The sequence below is a fragment of the Acinetobacter lactucae genome (assembly GCF_013344765.1).
Classification (GTDB): domain Bacteria; phylum Pseudomonadota; class Gammaproteobacteria; order Pseudomonadales; family Moraxellaceae; genus Acinetobacter; species Acinetobacter lactucae_A.
Genome location: NZ_JABVBF010000252.1, coordinates 1 through 3,028, shown reverse-complemented (window position 1 = coordinate 3,028; position 3,028 = coordinate 1). Strand labels below are relative to the sequence as shown.

General features: G+C 43.3%; 2 protein-coding genes. Both read right to left on the bottom strand.

From position 1 onward, the window contains the following. Positions 1–12: 12 nt before the first annotated feature. On the bottom strand, positions 13–1,209 hold the full coding sequence (locus tag HUN22_RS16275) for an HlyD family efflux transporter periplasmic adaptor subunit (protein WP_005076849.1): 1,197 nt from the start codon (positions 1,207–1,209) through the stop codon (positions 13–15). Continuing rightward, positions 1,206–3,028 (bottom strand): type I secretion system permease/ATPase (locus HUN22_RS16270; protein WP_174731542.1); only part of this gene is annotated, 1,823 nt, incomplete at its 5' end. The genes HUN22_RS16275 and HUN22_RS16270, both read right to left, overlap by 4 nt.

Genomic DNA, 3,028 nt, shown 5'->3' with positions numbered 1-3,028 from the left:
TATATATATATTTTATCTTTCTCGTAACGCTTCTTTGGCTTTATTAAATGGTTTAAGTAAGTAATCGAGTACTGTTTTTTGACCAGTACGAATATCTACTGTTGCCACCATACCCGGTGTAATACCAAACGCTTTACCTTCTTTATTGTAAAGTTTGTCAGAATCAGTGCGGATATAAACACGATAATAGAATTGGTCCTGTTTCACTTCATCACGAATCGTGTCTGGTGAAATAACCGTAACCTTCCCTTTTAAACCACCATAAATTGAGTAGTCATAGGCCGTGATCTTAACCAGTGCTTCTTGTCCCGGACGAATAAAGGCAATGTCACGCGGCAAAATACGCGCTTCAATAAGTAGTTGTTCATCAATCGGTACAATCGTCATCAGTTTACCGTTTTGTGGAACAACACCACCACGGGTAGTCACTGCAATTTCTTTGACGACACCACGCACCGGTGCTCTGAACACTGCGCGATCTAAACTGTCACTACGACCCAGTACAATTTGTTGTTGCGTTTCGCTATCCGTATTCGCTTTAGATAACTCTTCACGCGCTTTCACATAGTACTGGTTCTGCGCATCATTCATTTTGTTTTGCAAATCATTTGCTTCACGACGTAAACGTAAAACCTCGACCTCACTTGCTGCACCTTTAGCAACCAGCGGTTCTGTCATCGCCAGTTCTTGTTGCACAAGTTGTAACGCCTGTCTTAAACCTGCAAGGGTTTGTTCAAGATCAGCACGACGCGAGCGATATAATGCAGTTTCTTCTTGTACTAACTTTGGTTCTTTCATCACAATTTCAGGAAAAACCAAAGGTGTACCGTTTACTTCCGCACGCAAACGCGCTGCTGTCGCCTGAGCAGAGATCAGTAAAGATCTTGATTCACCAACATTTGATGCAAAACGGGTTGGATCAAGCTGCGCAAGAATTTCGCCTTTTTGAACAATGTCACCTTCTTGTACATTCAGCTTGGTTAAGATACCGCCTTCTAAAGACTGAATCACCTGCTCTTTAGATGATGGAATGACTTTACCTGTACCAGTAGAAACTTCTTCAAGTTTAAATACCCACGCCCAGATAAAGAAAATGACTAGGCCAATTCCCACAATCCAGATCACTAGACTGGCACGTGGTAAGGGTGGCTCACTATAAGAGACATTCATTGAACGGGTAAGTTGTTGTTCTTGTTGTGGTTCGCTCATGAATTACCCCCTTGGCTCACTTGTTTTTGTTGGGCTGTTGATTGATTGAGTACCTGATCTCTTGGACCGTCCATCACGATTTTGCCTTCATTTACGACAATAATACGGTCCACCAGTTCTAAAACAGCGCGGCGGTGGGTCGCAACGACCAAAGTACGATGTGCCAGCCAACCTTTTAAATGATCAATCAGTTGTTTCTCTGCCACGTCATCAATGGCTGCTGTCGGTTCGTCTAACAATAAAATGTTAGGTTGACGAATCAATAGACGAGCCAGTAACAACGCTTGTTTCTGACCACCAGAGAAACCAACACCACCTTCTAAAATCAGGTGATCTAGCCCTTCTTTTTTCTCTTGAACAAAAGGTAATGCACCAGTCACTACTAACGCACGAAGAATCTCTTCATCCGTTGCAAGCGGTGCACCTAAAGTGAGGTTTTCACGAATCGTACCGTAGAAAAGATGTGCATTCTGGTTCAGTAAACCCATATCACGACGTACATCAGACGGATCAATTAACGAAAGATCGAGACCATCTAAATGTACTGCGCCTTGAGTTGGAACTTGCATACCCGATAGAAGCTGGAGCAGTGTCGATTTACCCGCACCATTACGCCCCAATATGGCAATTTTTTCACCAGCACGAATTTTTAAATGACGGATTGCCAAACTTGGTTTCGGGTCTTCTTCGCCATATTGGAATAAGACATTTTTTAATTCGTAATCGCCATTTAAAACTGCTTTGTGTACCAGATGCGAACGATCTGCCTGATCGATCGGACGTTGCATAAGTTCATCAAGGCTTTGTTTGGCAACTTTTGCTTGCTGTAAACGCCCTAAAACACCTGTAATTTGTGCAATCGGTGCCAACATACGTGAAGATAGAATTGAACAAGCCACTAACGCACCTGTAGTCATTTCACCTTCCATCACGGCAAAACATCCTACCAACACCACAATTGCATAGGTTAAGCCTTGAAGCATTTGAGTCCATGCCATTAAGGTACCGACAATTTTACGCTGTCTCATCCCGATATCGGCTGAAACTTCGTTCATGTGGTTCCACTGGTTTTGGAAGCGAGACTCAGCACGTAATAGCTTAATGTCTTCAATACCCTGCACCGCTTCAACAAGAATAGCGTTACGGATTGAAGATTCTCTCATACCCTCTTGTGCGAGTTGCGCTAACTTCTTCTGTGCCAGAATACCCGGCAAAAGCATAAGCGGTACAACCAGCAGCATCACCCAAAACAGTTTCCCACCGATAATCGCAAAAATGATCAGGAACAAGAAAAAGAATGGGAAATCGGCAATTGCACTAATGGTGGTTGAAGTCACCAGCTCACGCACACCTTCGAGCTCACGAATCTGGGAAATAAAACTACCGGTAGATTTTGAACGGTCTTTATTTTTGATGCGTAAGGCATGACCAAATACACGGTCAGACACCCGTAAGTCAGCGCGTTTACCGATAATATCGGATAAATAGACCCGTGATATACGTAAGGTAAACTCAAAAAGTGCTGCAATCAGTACACCGCCTGCCAGCACCCATAACGTCGGGATAGACTGAGATGGTACAACACGGTCATACACTTGCATGGAGAAAATAATGGTTGCCAGTGCCAAGACATTGGCAATCAGTGAGGCAAACATAATGTCAACGTAGCGTTTCCAGTCTCTTAAAACAATCGACCAGAACCAGCTTGCTTCGTATGGTTTGATATATTCGTCAATACGCGCATCGGGAATGGATGTTTCAGGACGCAGGATATAGACATTCTTAATTGTTGTTTTTAAGACATCTAGGCTTAAATTCT